At 42.1% G+C, this 7,198-nt stretch carries 10 protein-coding genes; 6 read left to right on the top strand and 4 right to left on the bottom strand.

The features are described 5' to 3' along the window. Window positions 1-368 precede the first annotated feature (368 nt). Genes R7P36_RS24700 through R7P36_RS24690 form a run of 3 tightly spaced genes read right to left on the bottom strand, consistent with a single transcriptional unit; the run spans window position 369 to window position 1,159 of the window. The gene (locus R7P36_RS24700) at window positions 369-653 is read right to left on the bottom strand and encodes a type II toxin-antitoxin system RelE/ParE family toxin (RefSeq protein WP_012615283.1); all 285 of its coding nucleotides are present in this window, start codon (window positions 651-653) and stop codon (window positions 369-371) included. Next, window positions 646-888 (bottom strand): type II toxin-antitoxin system ParD family antitoxin, encoded by a 243-nt coding sequence (locus R7P36_RS24695; RefSeq protein ID WP_012615282.1) that lies wholly within the window; start codon window positions 886-888, stop codon window positions 646-648. The genes R7P36_RS24700 and R7P36_RS24695 overlap by 8 nt, the downstream gene beginning before the upstream one ends. A gap of 43 nt (window positions 889-931) precedes the next feature. Beyond that, window positions 932-1,159, bottom strand: coding sequence for a hypothetical protein (locus R7P36_RS24690; protein ID WP_225452192.1), 228 nt, complete (start codon window positions 1,157-1,159; stop codon window positions 932-934). Window positions 1,160-1,882: 723 nt separating this feature from the next. On the opposite strand from R7P36_RS24690, the gene R7P36_RS24685 reads away from it, so the two are divergent. The 3 genes from R7P36_RS24685 to R7P36_RS24675 are packed head-to-tail and all read left to right on the top strand — an operon-like array spanning window position 1,883 to window position 3,676. Beyond that, window positions 1,883-2,128: a hypothetical protein gene (locus tag R7P36_RS24685; protein ID WP_169573145.1), complete on the top strand. Its 246-nt coding sequence runs from the start codon at window positions 1,883-1,885 to the stop codon at window positions 2,126-2,128. Continuing rightward, on the top strand, window positions 2,121-3,029 hold the full coding sequence (locus R7P36_RS24680; protein WP_102137292.1) for a tyrosine-type recombinase/integrase: 909 nt from the start codon (window positions 2,121-2,123) through the stop codon (window positions 3,027-3,029). The genes R7P36_RS24685 and R7P36_RS24680 overlap by 8 nt, the downstream gene beginning before the upstream one ends. Then, a complete protein-coding gene (locus tag R7P36_RS24675; protein ID WP_102137293.1) occupies window positions 3,026-3,676 on the top strand; it encodes a hypothetical protein in 651 nt (216 codons plus the stop codon). Before R7P36_RS24680 ends, R7P36_RS24675 begins: the two co-directional genes overlap by 4 nt. Window positions 3,677-3,733: 57 nt before the next feature. Here the strand turns inward: R7P36_RS24675 and R7P36_RS24670 are convergent, their stop codons facing one another. Next, entirely contained in the window at window positions 3,734-4,624 is an 891-nt protein-coding gene (locus tag R7P36_RS24670) for a replication initiation protein (RefSeq protein ID WP_012615284.1), read from the bottom strand. Window positions 4,625-5,258: 634 nt separating this feature from the next. Here R7P36_RS24670 and R7P36_RS24665 point away from each other — a divergent pair. From R7P36_RS24665 to R7P36_RS24655, 3 genes are all read left to right on the top strand, one after another. Continuing rightward, a complete protein-coding gene (locus R7P36_RS24665; protein WP_000361705.1) occupies window positions 5,259-5,915 on the top strand; it encodes a quinolone resistance pentapeptide repeat protein QnrVC5 in 657 nt (218 codons plus the stop codon). Between the two features lie 162 nt (window positions 5,916-6,077). After that, window positions 6,078-6,551: a trimethoprim-resistant dihydrofolate reductase DfrA31 gene (gene dfrA31 / locus R7P36_RS24660; RefSeq protein ID WP_000703246.1), complete on the top strand. Its 474-nt coding sequence runs from the start codon at window positions 6,078-6,080 to the stop codon at window positions 6,549-6,551. 155 nt (window positions 6,552-6,706) lie between these two features. Then, window positions 6,707-7,099 (top strand): hypothetical protein, encoded by a 393-nt coding sequence (locus R7P36_RS24655; protein WP_000884724.1) that lies wholly within the window; start codon window positions 6,707-6,709, stop codon window positions 7,097-7,099. Window positions 7,100-7,198 lie beyond the last annotated feature (99 nt).

The following is a 7,198-nucleotide window of genomic DNA, read 5'->3' as shown; positions in this document are numbered from 1 at the left end:
CAACGCGTGACTCTGTAACGAAAATCACCTCCCCCTATTGATTAATGTATACCAATTTCATAGAACCACTTGAAGATGTATACATTAATCAGAATCCAAATTTATGCCTGAGCCACACTCAAAATCGGTGTCTATTATTCCTATTATGTTAAACGGGCGAGTTAGCTATCAAAAACAGCCCTTAGAACGCCATCAGAGGCTCTAGGCACGTTTTTAAGCACTTACTATGCCCTACTGACCCAGAAATCGGGCTGAAAGTTTGTGACGCTTTTCAGGCGATTTACAGGGCAAAGATGGCGCTGTTCGTTTGAAACAAAAAACGCCCTCTAAGGGGCGTTTTTCTAGGTTTTATCAAAAAATTAAGTAATTTAAAGATGCAACATTGGGTTCATCTGTTGGTGCAAGATCCGGATAACAAAGATATCGAACTCTCGAACTCGATAAAAAATGGCGTGTTTCTGATGATCATGACGACGTACGCCAGAACGAAGTTCGGAACAATCTCGACCAATGAATGGTGCCTCTGACAGAGTTTGTAAACATTGTTCCATTTCATCGGTGTAGTTGTCGGCTTGCTCTGCGCCAAAATTTAAAAAGGTATATTCGTAGATATCCCCAAAATCGTCTGCTGCTTTTTGGGAAAGTTTATACATGCAGCTTGGCCTTTCTTCTTGCTGCCACTTCTTTTAATGACAAGGAACACTCTCCGCTCGCCTCACCCTCATCGAGCGCTTTTCGCAGTAAGTCTTGTTGATTCTCTTGTTGTTCGAGTAGTCGCAATGCACTTCTCATCACTTCACTTGTTGAGCCATAACGACCTGTTGCGATCATTCTTTCGATAAAACAATCAAGAGATTCTCCGATTGTGACGCTTGTTGTTCTAGCCATAAAATCACCATGTGTTAATTATTAACACACCTAGTATACCTCTTCATTTTCTCTTTTTCGCTAATTGCTTATCACACCATGCCATGAGCTGTTCGGCTTTCAATGTTATTACCCCCAGAGCCAACATACCCAAGATGTAACTCCACCCCAAAGCATTCCCCCAACCCGGTATGTTGTCACTCACCACAATGAAAACAGCGCAAAATGATAATGCTGTAAAAATAACTCGAATAAACATAACAGCCTCTTTCTCATAGATTCTTTTATCCACCTTACCATCAGCGTTTTGTTTCCTAAGTTTGGCTCTTGATCATGCAGCTCAAAAACGCCTAGCGTTCAAAATGCACATCACCGGCCCAGGATAAACTTGCAGTTTATCTTGGGCTAGTGATGCGACAAGCGCAGCGCGTCAGTTCGTGAGGGGCTACTGCCCCTAACCCCGTCAAATTCACTCAAAGCACCGCCCTGTTGCTACGCAATTCAGGCGGTACTTTTCGCAAATTTCGCGAGCCTACTCGCGCTATGTAGAATTTAAAAATTCCACATAGCGCGAGCTTTAATAAGCTTTTATATAATTTCACGCAACAAAAAGCCTGCAACAAAACAATATTGCAGATAAAACGTGAAAATGTCACAATGGAATTTCCATAGCCCACTGCTGCTTATGCAGGAACCTGACCTCTACAACCTCCTTGGTTTGGTCTGCGAAAATCAAATCCGCGCTTAGTCAGAGAACTAAAAAATGATTTTGCCTCAGGGGAGTACGGCCTAGTTAACACCGTACACGTTGGTTTTAATTACTGATACCAACGGTGCTTCTCAAAGCAGCGAAACACAAAAATCAGTACGCACTTCACTGGCGGAAAGTGAACGTGAAAAGGTGTGAACAGTCGGCCTTGCTATACGAAAAAAAGCAAAATTGGCGAACGGCAATGCCGTCTGGATATTTTTACGAAAATATTTAGCTAGTTCTTACGCCCACATCGAGATTTTTATGAGCTTTGATCCAGTAGCAGCGACCGAAGCTGCAAAAAAGACCCGTGCTTTACGCAAAGGCAAAAACTATAAGAAACGCACCTCTAAACTTGAACCGTTCCGTTCTGAAATCGCCAAAATGTACAAGCATGGCGCATCTTTAGAACTGATTGCTCTGCACCTCCAAACTGAACACAAGCAATATGCAGCTCGCAGTACCATCCTCCGATATATCCATTCCATCGGAGTAACACGCAATGGCTAAAGGGCACTTCGCAAAATCAGAAAAACAAGCCGCTTCTGTCATGAAAGAAATGCAGGGGAAAGGTAATGCCATAGAATCGGTGGGAACGGCGAGGAACTACGAACAAGCATTGAAAACCTGTTGCGATTATCTGAAAGAGTTCAAGCTTGGCTCTCTAAGAGAACTAACCCCAGAACAAGCAAAAAACTACATAGAGTTACGCGCTCACGAATGTAAACAAAGCACAATCGACATGGATCGTCAGGCAATACAAACAATGATGCAGCATGTCACACATAAGTTAGAACCCAATCAAACACTATACCCACCCAAAGAGCTTCCTACATCTAAAAAAGAAACTATTGAAAACTCTCGTTCTTACACGCCAGAACAGGTCAATGCGATCATTCAGCACCAAACCGAGCAACATGCACTCTCAACACAACTTTGTCATGAAGCGGGTCTACGCGCTCACGAACTGTACACACTACGACCTTCTGGCGAAGTAAATCCGAGTCCACGGGACGTACACCAAGATAAATTTTCCCAACTCCCCAATGACTCAAAAACCTACACGGTTCAAGGGAAAGGCGGTCTCATTCGTGAAGTTCAAATCCCCAACCATTTGGCAGAAAAGTTAGAAGAACGCAGACTCGATACACCACAGCAACTCTCTGACAGGGGCGTGAATTACGAATCGCATTACAACATAGCAGGAGGACACAAGTTTTCTGATGCGTTCAGCAAAGCGAGTTCTCGCGCTCTTGGGTACTCCAACGGAGCACACGGCTTACGCCATAGCTACGCACAAAACCGCTACGAACAACTGGCTAACCACTTTGAGCGTATCGATGTCATGACGATTATTTCTCAAGAGCTAGGGCATTTCCGCCCCGATATTACAGAGGTATACCTACGATGATTTGGGGATTTTTGACGGTAATTGTTGTGGGATTGGTATTGCTTTTTGCAGCACCATTTCTTGATTTTCTAACTCCCGATAGCACGATTTGGTTAGTAGACTTATCCAACTCAAATGGTCCTATTTTACTAGCACAAGGCGCAAAAACGCTCTGGTACCAATGGCAATCATGGGTTTACATATTCTTGTTTAGCCTCATGACAGCGTTCATTTTAGGTTTAATTTACAACGGCATTCGCACATTCGCAGATGAGTCGTTACTCAAAGCTAAGAAAGAATTAGCTAAAAAAACGAAAGAGATCGAAAACATAAAACGAGAATACCAAGGTCAAGTTGAGAAGGATATCGTAAACAAACACGCCAAAGAAGCGAAACGACTCAACAAGAAAGAAAACGAGATCTACGCTATCAAGCAGCAAACAGAGAACAAGGAAGTGGCGTTACAAAAGCAAATAAGAATAGTCAATCACGCACACCGTCGACAAAACCAACAGACACAGAGTAAGTTAGGTCAAAGAGATCGACTGAGCGCAGAGAAGAAAATAATGGCAGAGTTCTTAGATGAAATAGACTGGAAGTTCACGGATGGAACAAAAATCACGTATACCGCTCTAGCAAGATTAGCAAAGAAACATAGAGGCCATTAATCAGATAACAACCCTAAAAAGGGCTGTTATCTGATATAGCTTGTTTAGTGCCACACATTACAATTTGCCAGTCGACTTCCAACGGAAGTAAGTTCTTCGACTGATACCAAGCTCAACCCAAGGTTCGTTAAGGCTAGGTCTACCTCCACCTTTTGAAACTTTTCCACCCTTAGCACCTTTCTTAGCGTGCCATTGGCTTTTCTTTTCTGGCGTGAATTCTCGATACGTCCAGTTAGCGATCGACTTCGCTATCGCTTTCACTTCTGACACGGGCAAAGGAACATTGAACTGGCTATTCGTACTTTCTACTTTGTCGTAGACGGCTGCATTCCACTTTCTTTTGTAGTTAGGCGCCCAGTATTCCCGAATCGCTCTATATGCCCACTGACGAGTGTTATCGAACAACTCACAGTTACGGCCAAGACCAGACGTTTCGCTACCACGTAACGGGTGGCCTTTCAGATCGAGGTATTCCGCCAGTTCATCGAGTGTGTACTCGTACTCTGTCCAAAACTCATTTTGCCAATGTGGGTGCAGTGGATTTTTCGTCAGTAGTCCTGCGAATCCACGATCCGCTTTCAGACGCTCAATCATCGCGGATTCAATCGCAGCTGCGTAGCGAATAGGTTCACTATGCGCGATATCAGACGTACAGAATGGAACTTTCAAGCGATACGCAATGTGTGCGTGTGCGTTCTCTGGGTTCTTTGAAGTCCAATATGGTGTGGGAAGATCGTTGTCGTACCAAGCCAACACACCGCCTTGTCGATCAATATCAAAGACAAGGTAAGTGACCAACTTCGGTTGGTTCACTTGCAGATATTTTTTCTTAATCGCTGTACTTTTTGGGCGTATGTAAGTGACACCGAGTTCATCGGTGCAATACGGCTTATGAGGAAGCGTCTCGATTAGATCGAGTTGAAATGCGTTTGATTGTTTAGCTTTCACACATAACTGCACTTATGGCGGTTACGTGTGGATTGTCTTTGTCTTTCCATGTGTTAAAATTACCTTAAGCTTTAGCCCTGATAACTCTCCATTCCGCCAAGTTTGAATGAGTTTCGGGGCTTTGTTTTATCTAGAGTTAATCTTACTCCTCAATACCTTACTTCGCAATTTCCCTTCGCTTTTCTTGCTTTCAGGCACAAAAAAGGCCGCTATAGCGACCTTTCGAGAATCATTGTTCTACCGAAACACTGCACTTCGCACAAAGTGACATTACGTTAAATCCCACTCTTCACATTAAGCGACATGTTACCACCTAACATGCCGAATTTATCTTTAAGTCTTTGAATTTATGTTGACCATGAAAGATTAAATGAGCTTAGATCTGAGTAGAAATACGGCTTTTCGCCGTATAGAAAGCGTTATGTGTTTTTCTTGCAAGCGCCATGATTAATCAAAACTTTTTTCTAGCCATGCGGCATGGGTGAATTAAAAAACGGTGCCTTAGAGCGTCAATTTGGCGCCTTATTTTTGCGATTTTAAGTGGTTGTAAGTTGCTGTTTTTAAGGTGTTTATTTTTCTTGAGAACTGGTTGGTAAATGTTAGTCTTCGACTCAAATAGAAAGAGGGCTAGAAAATGGATAAAACAGACCAGTTATATGTACAAGCAGACTTTTCACATCAAGACATGAGTGGTCAGTATTTTAAAAATTGCAAATTTTTCTGCTGTTCCTTTAAACGAGCGAACCTCCGCGATACACAATTTGTAGATTGTTCTTTCATTGAACGAGGTGAATTAGAGGGGTGTGATTTTTCTTACTCGGATCTTAGAGATGCATCTTTTAAAAACTGCAGTCTTTCAATGTCGTATTTCAAAGGTGCAAATTGTTTTGGTATCGAGTTCAGAGAATGCGATTTAAAGGGTGCCAATTTTTCTCAAGCTAGCTTCATGAATCAGGTATCGAACAGAATGTATTTTTGTTCAGCTTATATAACAGGTTGTAATCTTTCATACGCCAACTTTGAAAGGCAGTGTATCGAAAAGTGTGATTTGTTTGAGAATAGATGGATTGGCGCAAATCTGAGTGGTGCATCATTTAAAGAGTCTGATTTAAGTCGGGGAGTATTTTCTGAAGGGTGTTGGAGCCAGTGTAGGTTGCAAGGTTGTGATTTGAGCCACTCGGAGTTGTATGGTTTAGACCCTCGGAAAGTTGACCTTACAGGTGTAAAAATCTGTTCGTGGCAGCAAGAACAACTTTTAGAGCAATTAGGTTTAATAGTAGTTCCTGACTAAATTTGATGGTTTGAACACACACATAACAAACGCCTCAAGAGGGACTGTCAACGCGTGGCGTTTCCAGTCCCAATGAGCCGCTGTGGTTGCAGTTGTTGTGTTTGAGTTTAGTTGTTATGCGTTGCCAGCCCCTTAGGCGGGCGTTAGCCCTCAGGAGGAAAAATGAAAATATCCATTATGGCAGCAGTTTCTGAGAATGGAGTAATTGGCTCTGGATTGGATATACCTTGGCATGTACAAGGTGAGCAGCTCCTGTTCAAAGCTATGACTTACAATCATTGGCTTTTAGTCGGTCGTAAAACTTTCGACTCAATGGGTAAACTTCCCAATAGGAAATATGCTGTGGTTACTCGCTCAGAAATGGTCTCGAATGATCCAGATGTTATTTATTTCACCAGCATTGAATCGGCATTATCTTACTTAGACAATACGACAACACATGTCTTTGTTTCTGGTGGTGGTGAAATTTACAAAGCATTAATCGAACAAGCAGATGTTATCCATCTTTCAGTGATTCATAAGCACATCTCTGGCGACGTGTTTTTCCCTTCAGTTCCACAGAGTTTCAAACAAACATTTGAGCAAAGTTTCAGTTCAAATATTGATTACACGTACCAAATTTGGGCAAAGGGCTAACAAACTGTTTAAGAGGGATTCACAACGCGTGGCATTTTTACTATGCGTTGGTTTTAGTGGTTAAGGCGGTATGCGGAAGCTTCGGTATTGCGTTGCTCACCCCTTAACAGGGCGTTAGAGCACTCCTAGTAAAGTAACATAGAGTTAACAAAATAATGTTAGATAAATTAGTTGGTAAGGTTATTAATTTCAAAGCGGTCACTAAAACCAAGGTACAGTTTGAATTAAGTGAAAATAATTGTGTAATCGAACTTCAAGTATCTGATGCTTGGGTTATTAATCGTAATGATGAAGTTACTGTTGTCGGCGAGCGGGACTCAAAAACAGGTAAGTTTATTGCCTATGCTTACAATAACCACACAAAGGGAGTATTTGGTAAGTATGATGCCCAAGTAGTAGGTGGATGGTTGTTTGTTGTTATTGGGCTATTCTTTTTTTGGGCTATTTTTCCACTGTTCTTACATGTTCCTGCAGGAATCAAACAGATTTCGCTTGGGAAAAAAGTTAACGAAGCTTTTGACTTGGTGACACAGAGCAAAGTGCTCTAACAAAGCATTTAAGAGTGATTCGCAACGCGTGACTCTGTAACGAAAATCACCTCCCCCTATTGATTAATGTATACCAATTTCATAGAACCACTTGAAGAT

The organism is Vibrio sp. 397 (genome assembly GCF_033339395.1).
Classification (GTDB): Bacteria; Pseudomonadota; Gammaproteobacteria; order Enterobacterales; family Vibrionaceae; genus Vibrio; species Vibrio alginolyticus.
The sequence above is the reverse complement of the archived record's forward strand: the minus strand, read 5'-3'. Positions and strand labels throughout refer to the sequence as shown.